14 protein-coding genes are annotated in these 17686 nt (G+C 70.5%); 7 read left to right on the top strand and 7 right to left on the bottom strand.

The window, feature by feature from the left end; genetic code table 11:
- Window positions 1-3 precede the first annotated feature (3 nt).
- The 5 genes from ACFQRD_RS07190 to ACFQRD_RS07210 form a co-directional block, all read right to left on the bottom strand.
- Window positions 4-1674, bottom strand: coding sequence for an ABC transporter substrate-binding protein (locus tag ACFQRD_RS07190; RefSeq protein ID WP_377018576.1), 1671 nt, complete (start codon window positions 1672-1674; stop codon window positions 4-6).
- A 462-nt stretch (window positions 1675-2136) separates the two neighbouring features.
- Window positions 2137-3228, bottom strand: a complete 1092-nt coding sequence (locus ACFQRD_RS07195) for a LacI family DNA-binding transcriptional regulator (RefSeq protein WP_377018577.1) — start codon at window positions 3226-3228, stop codon at window positions 2137-2139.
- 94 nt (window positions 3229-3322) lie between these two features.
- Window positions 3323-4216: a carbohydrate ABC transporter permease gene (locus tag ACFQRD_RS07200; RefSeq protein ID WP_377018578.1), complete on the bottom strand. Its 894-nt coding sequence runs from the start codon at window positions 4214-4216 to the stop codon at window positions 3323-3325.
- A complete protein-coding gene (locus ACFQRD_RS07205; RefSeq protein ID WP_377018579.1) occupies window positions 4213-5223 on the bottom strand; it encodes a carbohydrate ABC transporter permease in 1011 nt (336 codons plus the stop codon). Before ACFQRD_RS07205 ends, ACFQRD_RS07200 begins: the two co-directional genes overlap by 4 nt.
- 3 nt (window positions 5224-5226) lie before the next feature.
- Window positions 5227-6687: an ABC transporter substrate-binding protein gene (locus ACFQRD_RS07210; RefSeq protein WP_377803630.1), complete on the bottom strand. Its 1461-nt coding sequence runs from the start codon at window positions 6685-6687 to the stop codon at window positions 5227-5229.
- 284 nt (window positions 6688-6971) lie between these two features.
- Here ACFQRD_RS07210 and ACFQRD_RS07215 point away from each other — a divergent pair, with 284 nt between their 5' ends.
- Together ACFQRD_RS07215 and ACFQRD_RS07220 are read left to right on the top strand one after the other, a co-directional pair.
- On the top strand, window positions 6972-7958 hold the full coding sequence (locus ACFQRD_RS07215) for a sugar-binding transcriptional regulator (RefSeq protein ID WP_377018581.1): 987 nt from the start codon (window positions 6972-6974) through the stop codon (window positions 7956-7958).
- Between the two features lie 249 nt (window positions 7959-8207).
- Window positions 8208-9794, top strand: coding sequence for a mannitol dehydrogenase family protein (locus tag ACFQRD_RS07220; RefSeq protein ID WP_377018582.1), 1587 nt, complete (start codon window positions 8208-8210; stop codon window positions 9792-9794).
- A 313-nt stretch (window positions 9795-10107) separates the two neighbouring features.
- Here the strand turns inward: ACFQRD_RS07220 and ACFQRD_RS07225 are convergent, their stop codons facing one another.
- Window positions 10108-10440 carry a hypothetical protein gene (locus ACFQRD_RS07225; protein ID WP_377803631.1) on the bottom strand — a complete coding sequence of 111 codons (333 nt, stop codon included), beginning with the start codon at window positions 10438-10440 and terminating at the stop codon, window positions 10108-10110.
- A gap of 1369 nt (window positions 10441-11809) precedes the next feature.
- Between ACFQRD_RS07225 and ACFQRD_RS07230 the strand changes: the two genes are divergently transcribed.
- The 5 genes from ACFQRD_RS07230 to ACFQRD_RS07250 all read left to right on the top strand — a co-directional run bounded on the left by ACFQRD_RS07230 (window position 11810) and on the right by ACFQRD_RS07250 (window position 17019).
- Window positions 11810-13177, top strand: coding sequence for an aspartate kinase (locus ACFQRD_RS07230; RefSeq protein WP_377018584.1), 1368 nt, complete (start codon window positions 11810-11812; stop codon window positions 13175-13177).
- Entirely contained in the window at window positions 13174-14292 is a 1119-nt protein-coding gene (locus ACFQRD_RS07235) for an aspartate-semialdehyde dehydrogenase (RefSeq protein WP_377018586.1), read from the top strand. The genes ACFQRD_RS07230 and ACFQRD_RS07235 overlap by 4 nt, the downstream gene beginning before the upstream one ends.
- Before the next feature lie 128 nt (window positions 14293-14420).
- Window positions 14421-15113, top strand: coding sequence for a TetR/AcrR family transcriptional regulator (locus tag ACFQRD_RS07240; protein WP_377018587.1), 693 nt, complete (start codon window positions 14421-14423; stop codon window positions 15111-15113).
- 59 nt (window positions 15114-15172) lie between these two features.
- Entirely contained in the window at window positions 15173-15709 is a 537-nt protein-coding gene (locus ACFQRD_RS07245; RefSeq protein ID WP_377018588.1) for a PRC-barrel domain-containing protein, read from the top strand.
- Entirely contained in the window at window positions 15706-17019 is a 1314-nt protein-coding gene (locus tag ACFQRD_RS07250; protein ID WP_377018589.1) for a glycosyltransferase family 4 protein, read from the top strand. Before ACFQRD_RS07245 ends, ACFQRD_RS07250 begins: the two co-directional genes overlap by 4 nt.
- 47 nt (window positions 17020-17066) lie before the next feature.
- Here the strand turns inward: ACFQRD_RS07250 and ACFQRD_RS07255 are convergent, their stop codons facing one another.
- Window positions 17067-17522 (bottom strand): MarR family winged helix-turn-helix transcriptional regulator, encoded by a 456-nt coding sequence (locus tag ACFQRD_RS07255; RefSeq protein ID WP_377018591.1) that lies wholly within the window; start codon window positions 17520-17522, stop codon window positions 17067-17069.
- Window positions 17523-17686: the final 164 nt, after the last annotated feature.

Below are 17686 nucleotides of genomic sequence, written 5' to 3' on the forward strand. Positions count from 1 at the left end.
GGATCACTCGCCTTCCTGGCCGGCGCGGCGCACTCTGGTCAGCACCATCAGCGGTGAGGACCCGTACGTCTGCAGCGGTGCGTAGGGGTCCTCGGCGGTGGGCCAGCCGGTGAAGCGGCCGTCGTTGTACAGGCCCCACAGCCCGCCGTAGTACATGGCGATGACAGGGAGATCCTGGTAGAAGATCCGTTGCAGCTCGTGCAGGATCTCGGTCTGCTCCTCGGTCGCGACCGAAGCGCGGTATCGCGCGATCAGGTCGTCGACCTCGGGGTTCTGGTACCGGATGCGGTTGTTCTGCGTCTCCTCGCCGATGGGGGCGTAGTACTCGCCCGAGAGCAGGTTCGTGAAGCCCTGGAAGGCGTCGGAGCCGTTCGACGAGCCGCAGGCGACCTGATAGTCGCCGCTGGTCAGGTTCGCCTCGTAGGCGGCCGCCTGCGGCGCGTCGATGGTGACCTCGATGCCGATCGCCCCCAGCTGGCTCTGGACGGCCTGCACGGCCCGCAGCCAGTCGGTGTACCCGTTCGGGGTGGAGAGCGCGAAGGTGAACGGCTCACCCTCCGGGGTGAGCATCGTGGTGCCGTCGTACGTGAACCCGGCCGCTTCGAACGCCTCGATGGCGGCGTCGGTGTCCTGCTGCAGGAAGCCGCGGTCCGGGAGCTCCGGGTTCAGCAGGTCCTCCTGGTTGGGCAGCAGCATCCCGGACTGGCTGGCCGGGCCGGTGTATCCCTCGACGGCGGCCGAGGCGATCTTCTCGCCGTCGATCGCCAGGGCGAGACCGCGACGGACGTCGGCGCTGTCGAAGGGGGCCACGTCGTGATTCGGATGCAGGCCGATGATCCCGCCGGGCGGGAACCAGTACTTGTTGTGCTCGTTCGCCGCCATCCACGTGTTCTCGACATCGCTCATGTACGAGTACGCCCAGTCGTAACCCTTGGTGACCAGGTCGAGCTGCTCGCTGGCCGCGGGGTAGACGAGGTGGGAGATATCGATCGACTCGGCCTGCCAGTAGTCCTCGTACCTGTCGAGCGTGTACTGCAGCGAGGTGAAGTTGCCCAGTGCGAACGGCCCGGAGCCGACGGGCTCCTCGTTGCGCCAGGTCGAGGGGTCCTCGACCCCTTCCCACAGGTGCCGGGGGACGATGATCGTCTTGCCGATCACGGGCAGGGCGGGGGTGTCGGGGGCCAGCAGGGTGAAGGTGATGGTGGCCCCGTCGGTCTCGATCGACTCGAGCCGGCCCCACACGCCCGCGGTGTCATTGGCCGGGAACTCCTGGAGCATCCGGAACGTGTAGGCCACGTCGTCGCTGGTCAGCTCGGTGCCGTCGTGCCAGGTGACGCCCTGGCGCAGAGTCATCACGATCTGCTGCGGGTCCGGCTGCTCCCAGCTCTCGGCGAGCCATGGCTCCAGTTCCCCGTCCAGCGGATTGATCCAGATCAGCGGCTCGTAGATGATCGTCGCCGCCGTGCGGGCATTGGACTGGTACGGGTTGAAGTTCGCGGTGAACGTGGGCGTGCCCTTGTCCCCGGCGATGAGCATGGTGTCGTCGCCGATGGTGGGATCGGGCCGGCTCGTGATCTGCAGGGAGCATCCCGAGGCGACGAGCCCGGTGATGCCGAGCGCGCCGCCGGCCAGGAGGGTGCGCCGGCCCAGGTTCAGGTGTGGTGCAGATGCCACGTCGTCACGTCCTCACGCCGTCGTTGTGAACGATTCCGCTCCGAGGGCCGAGGTGCCTCCAGCAGTGGAGACGCCTCCGGGAGCGGAGGTGCAGGGGCCGGTGCCCGCCGCGTCGCGGGAGGAACCTGCCTGCCGGTGTCCGTGCGGACCGGGGCGCCTCCTCCATCACCGGCATCGGCGCTCCGTCGTACGGAACGGTGTGACTGTATGCGCTTACATGCCGCTCGTGCAACCCCGGGGGCGCGGCGGGGTTGCACGCGGCCCCGGCGGGCCGGCTGGGCGCATCGGACCCGGGGCCCGCCGGACACATCGGACCCGGGCCCCGCCGGGATCCGTGAGCGCGTTGGTATTCATGCCGTGAAGCAACAGGGTCACGGATCTCGCGGTGCCGTTCGCCGCCGGGAGGGCGCGGTGGCCGTGGCGGTCGCGGGCGTGGGCGGTGCAGCGGGAGCCTGCCCGGGCTCAGGTGGCGGGCGCGGCTCTGCCGCTGCTGTCGCGCAGGAGCACATCGACGGGCAGCTGCAGGTCGAGGGGCTCGGCGTCGGGATCGGCGATGCGCCGCAGCAGGGCCTCGACGGCGCGGATGCCGAGGTCGGTCATGGGCTGGCGCACCGTGGTCAGGCGCGGCCGGCTGTAGCGGGCCTCGTCGATCCCGTCGAAACCGGTGACCACGCACTGCTCGGGCACCCGGATCCCCGCCTCCTGGAGCGCGGCCAGGGCGCCCAGGGCGCTCTGGTCGTTGGCCCCGATCACGGCCCCGGGGGCCCCGCTGCGCAGCTGCTCGCCGAGCGCGTCGTACCCGCCCTGCCAGGAGAAGTCGGCCAGGACGCGGTGCCACGGGCCGTCATGGGAAGCCACCGCGTCGCGGAAGCCGAGTTCGCGGGCCGTGGCGTCGGGGGAGTTGGGCGGGCCGGCGAGATAGACCACGGGGCCGGGCGGCTTCACCGTGAGGATGTGCCGTGTCAGGGCGGACATCCCGCCGCGGTTGTCGACCCGCACCGAATCGGTGGCGCCGCGGATCTCGCCCGCGACCAGGACCAGCGGGACGCTGCGGGCGGCGCGTTCGATGAGGTCGTCGGGTACCGTGCGGGAGACCACCGCGAGCCCGTCCACGCGGCCGGTCAGGTCCCGCAGCACCACGTCACGGCTCACGCTGGTGCCGGCCGCGATCAGCAGGGCGTACCCGTCGCGCCAGGCCGCGGCCTCAGCTCCCTGGACGAGCTGTTCGAAGTAGCGGTTGCGCAGGGGGCCCGCGTGGGAGTCGTCATGGTCCTCGAGGAACTCGACCTCGCCGTCGACGTCCGTCGGCCGGCTGCTGGTGGCGGGGATGTCGTGGCCGGGGATCAGCAGGCCGAGCACCCCCGTTCGACGGCCGGCGAGCCCTCGCGCGCTCGCGTTGGGCACGTACCCGAGCTCCTGCACGGCCGAGAGGACGCGTTCCCGTGTGCCGGCGGCCACCTTCTCGGGGCCTCGCAGCACCCGCGAGACCGTCGCGATGGACACTCCGGCATGCTCCGCCACGTCATAGACGGTGGGTGACTTCTTCAGCGGCACGACGGATCCTCCGGGGCGGTGCACGAGCGGCACCTCGGGCTGTGGCGGGAACTGTCGCACGGTACCCGAACCCTCGCCCGGTCGATCACCCGGCTTACTTCACCGCACCCATCGACAGTCCGCGCACCAGCTGCTTCTGGGCGATCCAGCCGGCGAGGACCACCGGCAGCGAAGCCAGCACCGAGGCGGCGGACAGCCGCGCCAGGAACAGGCCCTCCGAGGTCATGGTGGACATCAGGAAGATCGGCACCGTGGCGGCGTTGGCGGCGGTGAGGTTCAGGGCGAAGAAGAACTCGTTCCACGCGAAGATCACGCAGATCAGCGCGGTCGCCGCGACGCCCGGGGCCACCATCGGCAGCAGCACGGTGCGCATCGTGCGCATCAGCGTGGCCCCGTCGATGGAGGCGGCCTCGAGCACCTCGCCGGGCACCTCGAGGAAGAACGAGCGCATCATCCACACCGCGATCGGCAGGTTCATCGCCGTGTACAGCACGATCAACGTCAGGATGTTGTCCAGGATCCGCAGCTGACCGGCGATGACGTAGATCGGCATGATCACCGCGACCACCGGCAGCATCTTGGTGGAGATGAAGAAGAACAGCACGTCCTGGGTGCGCTTGATGGGACGGATGCTCACCGCGTACGCCGCCGGCACGGCCAGGATCAGCACCAGCAGCGTGGAGACGCCGGTGGCGATCACGGAGTTGACCAGATAGGAGGCGGCCCCGGAGGAGCCGATGATCGAGGCGTACTGCTCCAGGGTCGGGGTGAAGAAGAACGTGGGCGGGTTCGAGGCGGCCTGCGACTCCTGCTTGAAGCTGGTCAGCACCATCCACGCCACCGGGGCGAAGAAGATCAGGCCCGCCGCCCAGGCCAGCACGGTCAGCAGGGTGCCGCGGGCCCGTCCCGTCGGCCGTCGCCGCCTGGGCCGGGAGGCGGCCGGTGCAGCGGCGGGGGTGCGCGGGGCGTCGGCGGTGACGGCACTCATGACTGCTCCTTGGAGTTGATGCTGGTGAAGATCAGGCGCAGCGCGAAGGTGGCGACGATGATGGTGGCGATCACCGTGATCACGCCCATCGCGGCGGACTGGCCGATGTCGAAGCCCAGGAACGCCCGCTGGTAGATGTAGAAGGGCAGGTTGGCACTGGCGGTGCCGGGCCCGCCGGCGGTCATCAGGTAGATCTGGTCGAACGTGTTGACCACGTAGATCGCGCCCAGCAGCACCGAGAGCTCGAGGTAGAAGCGCAGGTGCGGCAGCGTGATGTGCACGAACGTCTGCCACATGGTGGAGCCGTCCATCTGCGCGGCCTCGAGCACGTCACCCGTCTGGGACTGCAGCCCCGCCAGGAGCAGCAGCATCATGAACGGCGTCCACTGCCACACCAGCGCGATGAGGATCGAGAGCAGCGGCAGCTGGCTGGTCCAGTCGATGGGGGAGATGCCCACCAGGGAGATCAGCCAGTTCACCAGCCCGTAGGTGGGGCTGAACATCGAGATCGACCACAGCATCGCCCCCGCCACCGGCATGATGAGGAACGGCGTGATCAGCAGGGTGCGCACGATGCCGCGGCCGGCGAACTTCCGGTCCAGCAGCAGCGCGAGCCCCAGGCCCAGCACCATCGAGACGCCCACGCAGCCCAGCGTGATCAGCACCGAGTTCAGGGCGGCGGTGCGGAAGGTGGAGTCGACGAAGATGTCGAGGTAGTTGCGCAAGCCCACGAACTGCTCGCCCTCGGGGCGCAGCAGGTTGCGGGAGCGCAGCGAGTACCAGATCGTCAGCAGGAACGGGATCTGGGTGCAGATCACCACGAACGCGAAGGCGGGCATCAGCGGCAGGCGGCGACGCCACCCGTCGGCCCGGGAGCCCTCCTGCCCGCGCGGTCTGCCTCCGCGGGATCCGTCGGCCGACGGACCTCCCCGCGGCGCGAGAGGATCCGTGCGGCCGGTCCCGCCGGTGCGTGGGGCGTCGGCCGGGGTGTCGGTGGCTGCGCTCATCGCTCAGCCCTCCCATCCGTAGGTGCGGGCGACGGACGAGGCGAAGGTCTGGGACTGCGCCAGCGCCTCGTCGACCGTCTTGGAGCCGGCGATCGCGGCGGAGAACTGCTGGCCCACGCGCGTGCCGAGATCCTGGAACTCGGGGATGACGACGTTCTGCAGCCCGTCGTAGGGCACCTCCACGGTCATCGCGTTCTCCTGGGTGGCGTTCTCCATCGAATCCAGCGTGGGTTCGGCATAGTTCTGCGAGAGCTCCGCGTACTCGGGGATCTCGTAGGTCGACAGCCGCGAGCCGGGCGGCAGCGCCTCCCAGCTGACCTCGTTGCCCACCAGATCGAAGTAGTCCGGATGGGTCATCCAGGCGATGAACTCCCAGGCCGCGTCCTTCATCTGGCTGGTCTCGGGGATCGCCAGCGCCCAGGAGTACAGCCACCCGGCGTACTCGGTCCTCTCCGTCGGCCCCAGCGCGTAGGCGGTCTTGCCGACGACGGTCGAGGAGCTGGGGTTCTCCACCCCGGAGACCATCGAGGAGGCGTCGAACCACATGGCTGCGTTGCCCTGGCTGAACTGGGTCAGGCATTCGCCGAAACCGGAGGTGGCGGCGCCGGGCTGGCCGTAGGAGCGCAGCGTGTCCACGTACATCGAGACCGCCTCGTGGACCTCTTCGGAATCCAGCCGCGGAGCCCAGTCCATGTCGAACCAGCAACCGCCGTAGGTGTTGATCACGGTGCTCATCGGCGCGAGGTTCTCGCCCCACCCGGCCAGGCCGCGCAGCGCGATCCCGGCCATGCCGTTGTCGGGATCGTGCAGTGCGGAGGCGAACTCGCGCAGCTGATCCCAGCTGGGCCGCTGCGGCATCTCCAGGCCGGCCTGTTCGAACAGGTCCTGGCGGTAGACCAGGAACGCGCTCTCGCCGTAGAACGGCACCGAGTACATCGAGCCGTCCACGGTGAGGGCATCGCGGATGGTGGGCACGAAGTCCTCGGGGGCGTACCCGTCGGTCCGAGCGATGTACGGCTCGAGGTCGGTGAGCCAGCCGTTGGGCGCCCACAGCGGGGTCTCGTAGTTGGAGATCATCACGACGTCGAACTCGCCGCCGCCGGAAGCGACCGACGCGGTGATCTTCGCGCGCGCCTCGTTCTCCGGCAGCGAGACGAAGCGGACGTCGATGTCCGGGTGCTGCGCAGTGAAGTGGTCGATGAGGCTGATCGCGTCCTGCATCTGCGGGTTCGACACGATCGCCACCACGATCGATTCGCGCCCGGCCGACGCGGGGGCGCAGCCGGCCAGGCCCAGCCCGGCGGCGCCGATGCCTGCGGTCAGGCCCGCACCGAGCAGCGTCCGACGGGAGGGCCGGGTGAGAGGGCTGCGTGGTGGTGACGCCTTCGGGGCCGTCCCCGCGGCGCGGGTCGAGGCGCCCGGCGGGTGGGCCTCGCGGGGCGGATGTGGTCGGCGGTGTCCCATGCGCTGTTCTCCTCTGAACGGCTCGAGGCTGGAGTCTCGGGGGAGCGGGTCGATCAGGTCTCTCGGGCGCCTCCGGCGTCCGTGCCGCGGGAACGGTCGCTCCGGCGCGACCGCCGCGGACGGCGATGTCTCCGCTGGAGGATGACTGCGGCCGACGGCCTCGCCGGTGCTCACAGATGATCGCTCGAAATGCTCAACTGCGAGTGAGCGTAGTCATATACGCTCACGTGAGCAACAGTTGGGCGACAGATGATCGCTATCCCCAGGTGGCAGGAGGTGCCGGCATGGCGCAGGATGATGCGGCGGTGAGCGAGGTGGCGCCGGCCGGCGACCGCTCCGAGGCGACCACTGTGTCCGGCTCCCTCAAGGCCGCCCTGGCGACCGAGTACTACATCGATGGCCTGTCCAAGGTCGAGATCGCCCGACGGCACGAGCTGTCCCGCTTCCAGGTGGCCCGGCTGTTGGACGAGGCGCGCGACGAAGGCATCGTGCGTATCGAGATCGTCGACCCCGCGGCCGCCGGCCATGACCACGCTCAGCTTGCCCAGCAGCTGGGCATCGCCTCGGTCACAGTCGCCGCGGCCCGCCCCGGCGAATCGATGCGCGCCGCCATCGCCCGGCAGGTGGCCCGGCTGCTGCCCACCCGCCTGCGCGAGGGCGGCCGGCTCGGCGTGGCCTGGTCCCGGACCCTCATGCACCTTCCCGAGTCGCTGGACTCGCTGCCTCCGGCCGACATCGTCCAGCTGGTCGGTCCGCTCAGCGCCCCCGGCTACTCCACCGCGCACTCCTCGGCCCTCGTCCACACCCTGGGTTCCTTCAGCGGCGGCCAGGTCTGGGCCCTGCCCACGCCGCTGATCGTCGACTCCGCGCAGGTCGCCGCCTCGCTGCGGTCCATGGACGAAGTGCGCACGGCCCTCGATGCGGCCGACAGCCTCGACGTCGCGGTGGTATCCGTCGGGGCCTGGTCCCCGGGGGCCTCGACTCTGTGGGCCCGCCTCGCCGAGAGCGAGCAGCGCCGCGCGCAGGAGGCCGGAGTCGTGGCGGAGACCTGCGGCATCCTGCTGACAGGCACCGGGGCGGTGTGGCACTCCGCGATGGAGGACAGGGTGGTCGGCGTGCGCCCCGACCAGCTGCGCCGGGCCCACGTGATCGCGGCGGCGCCCGCCGTGGGGCGGCCGGAGGCCGTCGTGGCCGCTGCTCGCTCCGGTCTGGTCGATGACATCGTGCTCGCCCCCGACCTTGCCGATCAGGTCGCCGCACTGCTGGAGTGAGGGGCGCCGCGCCGCCGGCGTCCCGGACGGTCGCGTGCCAGGGGTGCGAGTGGGGCAACGCGCCGCCGGCGCCTTGCCCGGCCGCGTACCGGGGGTGCGAGTGAGGGGCGCCGCGCCATCGGCGCGCCGGCCGGCCGCGCCTCGAGGGTGCACGGACCGTTCGATCAGGTGAGCGCGCAGTACTGCTCATCTGACGAGAACGTTGGTAGGGTCGGCCCCATCACATCACTCACCGACGAAGGATGAGACATGACCGCTCTGAACGCTTCTGCCCTGCCCGAATTGGCCGCGAGCGGTCAGGTCGCGGTACCCGACTATCCGCTCGAGGACCGCACGGTGGGCATCGTCCACTTCGGTGTGGGCGGCTTCCACCGCGCTCATCAGGCGATGTACCTCGACCAGCTCTTCCGCGCCGGCCGCGACCGTGACTGGGCGATCTGCGGCGTCGGCCTGCTGCCCGGGGATGCCCGCATGCGCGACGCGCTCACCGCGCAGGACGGGTTGTACACCCTGGTCACCAAGGCTCCCGACGGCCATCGCGAGCCGCGTGTCATCGGCTCCATCGCCGAGTACCTCTTCGCGCCCGACGATCCCGACGCCGTGCTGGCGAGGATGACCGACCCGGCGGTGCGCATCGTCTCGCTCACCGTGACCGAGGGCGGCTACAACTACAACCCCTCGACCGGCCAGTTCCAGTACGAGACCGAGGACGTCGCCGCCGACCTTCGGACCCGCTTCGATCCCGCCGGAGCCCAGGCCGCCGGGCTCGCGGCGACTGACGGGGGCGGGGCGAACACCGCCCATCAGGCTGGTCATCCCCGCACTATGTTCGGGTACGTCGTCGAGGCGCTGCGCCGACGCCGCGAGGCAGGTACCGCGCCGTTCACCGTGATGTCCTGCGACAACGTGCGCGGCAACGGCGACCTCGCCAAGCGGATGATCCTCGCCTACGCCCGTCGCCGCGACGAGAACGGGCTGCACGAAGGCGCCCCCATCGCCGACTGGATCGAGGAGCATGTCGCCTTCCCCAACTGCATGGTCGACCGCATCACGCCGGTCACTTCCGAGGCCGACATCGAGATGATCTCGAGCGACTTCGGCATCGAGGATGCCTGGCCCGTGGTCAGCGAGGACTTCGTCCAGTGGGTCCTGGAGGACGAGTTCCCCGCCGGCCGCCCCGCCTACGAGGAGGCGGGCGTGCAGATGGTCGAGGACGTCGAGCCCTATGAGCTGATGAAGCTGCGTCTGCTGAACTGCAGCCACCAGGCCATCGCCTACTTCGGCCTGCTGCTGGGCCACACCTACGCCGACGAGGCCGCGGTCGACGAGCATCTCGCCCCGTTCACGCGGCGGCTGTACATGGACCGCGAAGGCACGCCCACCGTGCCCGAGGTGCCGGGCATCGACCTCGACGCCTACAAGGACGAGCTCATGGAGCGCTTCGCCAACGAGCACGTCAAGGACACCCTCGCCCGCCTCGCCGCCGAATCCTCCGACCGCATCCCCACCTGGATGATGCCCGTGATCCGCGAGAACCTCGGGGCCGGGCGCGACGTCACCGCCACCGCCGCGATCGTCGCCTCCTGGGCCCGCTACGCCGAGGGCACGGGCGAGAACGGGGAGGAGTGGCCGGTGGTCGACCGCCTCCACGGCCGCGTGATGGCCGCCGCTGCGAAGCATGACGAGGACATGCTCGCCTTCCTCCGCGACGAGGAGCTCTTCGGCGATCTGGTCCAGCACGAGGCGTTCACCGAGCCCTACCTCCACGCCCTCGAGGTGCTCCGCACCCGCGGCGCCCGGGCGCTGCTGACGGAGCTGGTCGAAGGCGCCGCCTGACCAGGGGCCACCTGCGGCACCGGCGCCGCCTCGGGGCCCCGGTGCCCCTGGTCGGTGCCTTGCACCCGGCCCCGGGTCTCTGGGGTACCTCGATCGAGTCGCGAGTTCGGCGCGTTTATCGGGCGCTTTCTGCACTGAACTCGCGGATCGTTTGCGGCCGCGGGCTGGTATCCATCCGGTGGGCTCAGGCCGGGACAGCGGTGGGGAAGTACGGCGCCGTCTCCGACCGCCGGATCGACACGCGCCGGGTCCCGAGTAGTGGGGAGCCCGCGATAGCGCCGGATCCTTCGATGCCGGAGCACTCGAGCTCGCCTCAACCGGTCCAGCCCTGTCGGCGCATGTTCTCGGAGATGCGATCGACCGCGCGGTGGCACTCTGAACGCAGGTCTCGGGCTGTCGTCTGGATCTCTACCCAGCCATGGTCGCGGCGCCGCTCGCTGCGTTCGATGTCCCGTTCCTGCTGCTGAGGAGTCCGATGACTGGGCCCTTCGTGCTCGAGGCACACCTGCCACTGCGCCCAGGAGAGGTCCGGGGTGCCCAGGCTGACCGGCCCGGCGAAGATCTCAACGTTGATCTGTGGCTCCGGAATGCCCTCGCGTATGACGGCAAGGCGGAGCTTCGTCTCGGCGGGCGAGTCGCTGCCCACCCGCACATGGTCGAGAGCCGTCCGCAGTCGGGCAGCGCCACGTCCGCGGTACCTCTCGGCGAGCATGACCAACTCGTCGAGAGCTATATAGGGCTCGGACCGTTGTTCGAACTTCGGCCGCGGGATCCTCACCAGATGATCGCCGACACTCACCAGCGCGGCATGCGAGAAGACCGTGGAAAGATCGAGCAGCGTACGAGTCCGACTGGTGAGCGGGACGTCCCGAAGCGATGACACATCCTCCGGACCGAGCGACAGTTCCCTCCAGCGGATACGTCCTGAGGTGCTGCGATGGGATCCCTCCCGACTCAGGTGGACAGAGCACCGACGGTCTGTCAGGTCCCATGTCGGGGACCTCTCCGGCATGGGAAAACCCCAGAGACGGGCGGCTGTGAGCGTGCAGCCGACGACTCCCGGGGCGCCCCGAGCGCATGCCGCGACGACGTCGAGCTCCGTCACGTTTCCAGTGCGCGTCGCATAGAGCCCCTGTGCGATGCGGATGAGATCATCTGCCGCCAGCCGACGGCTCGATACGCCCGCGGCCCTGGCTTCCGCCGTGGTGAAGACGCCGGGCGCTAATGACGGGGGCAGCGGCGAGCGTCGGCGAGACATAGGCTGAGAGTGGGCCACTCAGAAAGGGAGCCGCCCCGGCCATCCACAACTCCCTGGTCGGACGGTCGGGCGGTCGTTCCTCCACAGCGGCTCGGCGGGTGAGCCAGTGCGTCCGCATGGGGATGGACCGTGATGAGACGCGGTACCGGTCAGGTGGCCTCGTGAGCTTCCCCGCCTGATGTGATCGATCGAGTCGCGAGTTCAGTGCGTTCAGCAAGGTCTAAGTGCAGCGAAGTCGCGACTCGACCGAGGTGGGCCCGGCTGGATCGGGAGGGGCCCTGGCAGATGGGTCAGGGGCCCGGCTGGTGGAGCGGCAGGGGTCTGGATGATTTGTCGGGAGGGGGGTGGGCTCCCCAGACCATGTCAATGTTGGGTGGAACACGTCGCGACCCTGCCGTCTACCTGGGCTTTCTTCTCAGATGCCTTGGTCATGGGCGACCTGACGCCGCGCCTCGTAGACTGACGGGCGGGCTTGTGCGCCTGGCACCGGAACCTCGGTGCCACGGTGTGCCAGGCGGATGACCTGCGAGGTTCCCTCGGCGCGGGCAGGGCGGAAGCGCCCCCTGCGGCCGAGACACCACCAGGGCCCGCCCCGGCACCCGGCCACGGCATCGCCCCGGCATCCGCCGAGGCATTGCCCCGGCACCCGCCGAGGCGTCGTCCTCGGCACCTGCCGAGGCATCGCCACGGCACCCGGCCACGGCCCGAACAGCATGACTGTCCCGCCTGTCCGCAACAGTGAAGGAAACCCCTCCCCATGAGCCTGGTCGTCCAGAAGTTCGGGGGATCCTCCGTCGCCGACGCCGACTCGATCAAGCGCGTCGCCCAGAGGATCTCCTTGTACTCCAAGGCGGGTCACAAGGTGGTGGTCGTCGTCTCCGCGATGGGTGACAGCACCGATGAGCTGATCGACCTCGCCCAGCAGGTCACGCCCAACCCGCCGCCGCGTGAGCTGGACATGCTGCTCACCTCGGGGGAGCGGATCTCGATGGCGATCCTGTCGATGGCGCTGAACGCCGTCGACGTCGATGCCCGCGCCTACACCGGTTCGCAGGCGGGCCTGATCACCGACGAGATCCACGGCAAGGCGCACATCCTCAAGGTGACCCCCGGGCGGATCCAGGAGGCCCTGGACGAGGGGTCGGTCGCGATCGTCGCCGGCTTCCAGGGCGTCTCCCAGACCACCAAGGACATCACCACCCTCGGCCGCGGCGGCTCGGACACCACGGCCGTCTCCCTGGCCGCGGCGCTGGACGCCGACGTCTGCGAGATCTACTCCGACGTCGACGGCGTGTTCACCGCGGACCCCCGCATCGTGCCCGCCGCCCGCCGCGTCCCCTACATCTCCTGCGAGGAGATGCTGGACTTGGCCGCCAACGGCGCCAAGATCCTCATGGTGCGCAGCGTGGAGTACGCCCGCCGCTATGGAGTGCCGCTGCACGTGCGCTCCTCCTACTCCGGCCGCCTGGGCACGATCGTCTCCGACGACCCCGACCGCGTGATCCCCATCGACCCCGACGTCACCATCCGCAGCGCGGACGTCGTCCGTCGCGACGCCGCTGACCCGACCAAGGAGCTCCCCATGGACGACATCGCCGATCCCGGCCTCGAGGCCCCCATCATCTCGGGCGTGGCGCACGACCGCAGCGAAGGCAAGATCACCGTCGTCGAGGTGCCCGACACCCCGGGCAAGGCCGCGCTGCTGTTCGACGTCGTCGCCGGCTCCGGCGCGAACATCGACATGATCGTCCAGAACTCCTCGACCACCGACGACACCGTCGCGATCTCACTGACCCTGCCGGAGACCGACGTGCCGGCCGCGCTCGAGGCGATCGAGACGGCGCGTGAGACCATCGGGTACACCGAGGTGCGCTACGACGACCAGATCGGCAAGGTCAGCATCGTCGGCGCCGGCATGAAGTCCCACCCCGGCGTCTCGGCGACGCTGTTCCGCTCCCTCGGGGATGCGGGCATCAATATCGACATGATCTCCACGTCGGAGATCCGCATCTCCGTGGTCACCGAGCAGTCCCGGCTCGACGACGCGGTGCGGGTCATCCACTCCGCGTTCGGCCTCGACACCGATCAGACGGAGGCCGTGGTCTACGGAGGGACCGGACGATGAGCACTCAGAACACCACCGCCACCACCGCTGCGCCCGACTTCACCACCACCCCCGGCTACCGGGCCGACGGGCCGGTCATCGGCCTGGTAGGCGCGACCGGCCAGGTGGGCCGCGTGATGCTGTCCCTGCTCGCCGAGCGGGCCGTGCCCCACAGCGCGGTGCGCGCCTTCGCCTCGGCCCGCAGTGCCGGCACCACCGTGCAGTACGCCGGCCAGGATCTGACGGTCGAGGATGCCGAGGCCGCGGACATCACCTCCGAGAGCTCCCGCGTGGACATCGCGATCTTCTCGGCCGGTGGCTCCACCTCCAGGGCCCTGGCCCCACGGTTCGCCGAGGCCGGCGCCACCGTCGTGGACAACTCCTCGGCGTGGCGCCGTGACGACGAGGTACCCCTCGTCGTCTCCGAGGTGAACCCGCAGGCCATCGCGTCGGCCCCGCGCGGGATCATCGCCAACCCCAACTGCACCACGATGGCGGCGATGCCCACCCTGAAGGCTCTGCACGACGAGGCGGGCCTGGCGCGGCTGAAGGTCGCCACCTACCAGGCCGTCTCCGGCTCCGGCGTGGCCGGCGTCGCGGAGCTGGCCGGGCAGGTCCGCGCCGGCGCCGAGGACGTGGAGAAGCTGGCCCTGAACGGGTCCGCCCTCGATCTCGGCGAGCCGTCGACCTACGCGAAGCTGATCGCCTTCAACGTGCTGGCCCTGGCCGGGAATCTGGTCGAGGACGGCTCCGGGGAGACCGACGAGGAGCAGAAGCTTCGCAACGAGTCCCGCAAGATCCTGGACCTGCCGGATCTGCCGGTGGCCGGGACCTGTGTGCGCGTGCCGGTGATGACCGGCCACGCCGTCGCGATCCACGCCGAGTTCGATCAGGCCATCAGTCCCGAGCGCGCCCGTGAGCTGCTCGAGGCCGCCCCGGGCGTGTCCGTCGTCGAGCTGCCCAATCCGCTCGAGGCCGCTGGTCAGGATGGCACGTTCGTCGGACGTATCCGTGAGGATCAATCGGTGCCGGGCGGCAAGGGGCTCGTCCTGTTCGCGGTAGCGGATAATCTGCGCAAAGGCGCTGCACTGAACGCCATCCAGATCGCTGAGCTGATCGCCGAGGAGAAGAACTGATGAACATGGACGCCGCGAGCGGGCCTCCCGGACCCGGAACCGGGCCCGCTCCGCTGTCGTCCGAGTTTTCGGATCGTGCTGGGGGCGAACATTTCGGCCAGGCGGCACCGGCCGCCCCAGTCGGCCCGATGATCGTGGCACTTCGTACACTCGACACCCTGACCACCGGAGAGCAGGCACCCGACGACGGCCCGCGAATCGTCATCGACGCCGCCCCGGAACTGGCCAGCCTGCAGACCAGTCCGGGCCAGGCACGCCGGGAGGCCATCCTCGATGGCGCGTCCGCACTGTTCGCCGAGCGCGGCTATCACGGGGCCAGCCTGCGTGACATCTCGCGTCGCGTGGGGATCTCTCATCCAGGGATGCTGCACCACTTCTCCTCGAAGGAGACCCTGCTGGGTGCGGTCATCGATCGTCTCGAGGCCCACGCACAGGGCCTCATGGACTCGACCGAGGCCCTGCAGGGCTCACCGAAGGCCCTGCTCGCGGCGCTGACCGGGCCCTGGAGTCCGTCCCAGCACTCGATGTGCCTGCTGGCCACGCTGTCTGCGGAGATCGTCAATCCCAGCCATCCGGGCCGCTTCCGCATCGCGCGGCTTCGCCTGGTGCACGAGCACGTGCTGGAATCCGTGCTGACCAGCTACGCGGAGAAGGGGCTGCTGCGTGACGGCGCCGAGCCCGCGTTCGTGGCGCGATCAATCTTGTCGGTGCTGCTGAGCCTGGCGATGCGCGAGCATTCGGTGCGCGAGCTGCAGCAGCGCAGCGCGATCGATCCCGTCGAAGAGCTCCACGCGTTCGTGAGCCACTATGTCGATGGCTGATTGCGAGAGGTGAACGCGGTGCGTGCACGGGGGTCACGACCGATAGGGGGAGGACGACGATGACCGATCCACTGCCCGGCCATTCCGAGGACATGAATCCTCCTCTGGCCCGGGAGCGCTTCGCGGCGCGCTCCCGGCTGCAGGCGCTCTCCGGCGCGACCGTGCGCGGGAGGGGCGGCGAGTCCGTGGGCCGCGTGCGCGACATCTATCTGCAGGATGCGACCGGCGAGCTCGCCGCGATCACGGTGGTGCGGCGTCAGCTGAGCTCCCGTAGCGTGCTGATCCCCGCCTCCGCCATCGCCGTGCTGCCGGCGGAGCACCCGGATGAGGCGGAAGCGGCCGACGGCGCCGCGGACCGCCCGACCGGCGAGCACGCCGACGACGGGAACGCGCCTGACGCCGATCGCGAGCGCTCCACGCGGCGCCGTCGCGGCCGGACGACGCCGCACCCCGGCCACCCGCAGGCCCTATGGCTGCTGGTCGACGCCGACGTCGCCCGGGAGGGCATCACCGCCCCGGACACCGCCCACGCCACCCCGGAGATGCTGCGCGAGGCCGCGCGGGTCCTGGGGATCGAGGAGGCACCGGCCGAATGAGGATCCTGGTGCTGACGCACTACTACGCCCCGGAGTTCGGGGCCCCGCAACGCCGCTGGTCGGCGCTGGTGGAGCGCTTCATGACGGCGGGGCACGACGTCACCGTCGCCGCCCCCGTGCCGCACTACCCGGGCGGGCGCCCCACCCGTGAACAGCGCCGCGCCCACCGCGTCGGCGCCATCGAGAAGGGCATGCACCGCGAGACCGTGCTGCGCACCGCCTACCTCCCGCACCGGGCGGACATCGCCTCGCGGACCGTCGACCACGTCGTCGCAGCCGGGGACGCGCTGCGCCGGGTCCGCCGTCGCTTCGCCCGGGCTGCCTCCCGCCCCGACGTGGTGATCGCGACCGCCCCCGCCATCCCGACGCTGCTGGTGGGGCACCTGCTCGCGGCCCGCTGGCGGGTTCCGCTGGTGGTGGAGATGCGTGACGCCTGGCCGGACCTGGTCACCCACGTCGGCCCCGCCGGCGCGCTGCCCGCCGAAGCCGCCCACGCCCCGCACCCCGGCCTCGCCCGCCGCATCGTGCGCTGGATCGTCGCCCGGGCCAAGGGACTGGTCCACCAGCAGGTCACCCGCTGGCAGAGCACCGCACGCGCCGTGGTCACCACCACCTCCCGCTTCGCCGACGTGCTGCACGAGCGGGGCGTGACCAAGGTCGAGGTGGTCCGCAACGGCACCGACCTCTCCCAGGTCCCCGCCCAGCGTGACCACGCAGCCGGCGACCACTCCGAGCTGCGGTGCCTCTACCTGGGCAACATGGGCCGGTCCCAAGGGCTGGAGACGGTGGTCAGGGCCGCCGCCCGGCTGCATCACGACGGGGTCGAGATCCAGGTGCGGCTGATCGGGCACGGGATCGAGGCGCCGGCTCTGGCGTCTCTCGCCCATGAGCTCGATGCCCCGGTCACGGTGCTGCCGCGCATCCCACACCGCGAGGTGGGGGAGCAGTACGCCTGGGCGGACACGGTCGTGGTCTCCCTGCGGGACTGGGCCCCGTTCGCCTGGACGGTGCCCTCCAAGCTCTACGAGATGCTCGCCACCGGCCGTCACATCACTGCACTGCTGGCCGGGGAAGCGGCCGACGTGGTCCGCCGGGCCCGCGCCGGCGACGTGCTGCCCCCGCAGGACGAGGACGCCCTGGTGGGCCTGTGGCGGGGCCTGGCCGCGGACCGCTCCCGCGCCCGGGTGCGGCCCAGCGGCCGCGAATGGGTCGCAGAGCACGCCGACGACGATGTGCTGGCCCGGCAGTACCTGGAGATCCTGGAGTCGGTGACCGGGGCGGTGCCGCGCTCAGTGCCGCTCGCGCGCTGACACGGCGGTTCGGGTGCCGACCGCGCCACGCTTGCGCCGTCCCCGCGCTACGGCCGCGCCTGCCGCAGTTCGCGGTTGACCGCCGCGAGACCGACCTCGAGCGCCTCGAGCTCGCTCTGGTCGAGGCCGGCGACCACCTCGTCGCCGAGGTGCGGATCCGGTGTGGTGACCTCCGCGACCACGGAGCGGCCCAGCGCTGTCAGGCGCAGGTGCCGGGCCCGGTGATCGTCCTGGTCGACGACCCGCTCGACGAGTCCTCGCGCCACCAGCTTGTCGACGATTCCCGTCATGGTGGGCAGGGAGATCCCGAACTCGCCGGCCAGATCCGTCGAGGTGCGAGGCGTCGGCCCGCTGAGCGTGGAGAGCACCCGGACCTGCTTGAGGGTCAGGTCCACGTCGAGCAGGGAGCCGACGAGCCGGGGGAGCGATCGCACGGAGATCGCCACCAGCAGCGTCTGGATCCGCTGTTCGACCCGGCGGCGCGCGTCGTCGTGGTCGGTCACGGACCCAGGGTACGGCCGCATCGGCGGACCCAGGGCCCGACCGCCTCGTCGTGGTCGGTCACGAACCGGGGGTACGGCCGCATCAGCAGACGTTCAGCCATGATGCTTAGCCTGAGACTAAGTGAATTGTCGTGGTGCGGTGGATCTGCCGGGACCCGCGGCGC

This window comes from Brachybacterium sp. GCM10030268 (assembly GCF_042666305.1).
In the GTDB taxonomy this organism is placed as follows: Bacteria; Actinomycetota; Actinomycetes; order Actinomycetales; family Dermabacteraceae; genus Brachybacterium.